Source organism: Acuticoccus kandeliae (assembly GCF_003073115.1).
This window is the reverse complement of sequence record NZ_QBBV01000125.1, coordinates 1-334: the sequence shown is the minus strand read 5'-3', so window position 1 is coordinate 334 and position 334 is coordinate 1. Positions and strand designations below refer to the sequence as shown.

The 334-nt window shown below is 70.1% G+C and carries 1 pseudogene; it reads right to left on the bottom strand.

The features are described from left to right. Positions 1–24: 24 nt before the first annotated feature. Positions 25–334 (bottom strand): annotated as a pseudogene (locus tag DBV35_RS29590) (hypothetical protein); the annotation flags it as partial.

Here is a 334-nt window from a genome sequence, read left to right as displayed (position 1 = left end):
CGACGCTCTTCCGATCTGGTGGGCTCAGGCGTGCGTGAGTGCGTCCTCGAACTCCTCGGCCTTCAGCGGGGCGAGGTCGGAGACCCGCAGGAAGTCGCCCAGCGTGGTGCCGGTCGCGCCCGAGTCGACGTTGCGCGGGCCACGGCCGGCCCGGACGTCGTCGAGGTTGATCGTGCGCAGGTCGTAGGAGAACCGGGTGACGTCGGAGGTGTTCGGCGCCGACGCGTGCAGGTGGTTCGACGAGAACATGAACACGTCACCGGACTGCCCGGCGATCCGGATCTCGCCGCGGGACTCGAAGTCCTCCAGCGGGAGCGGGTGCGGACGGGTGTCG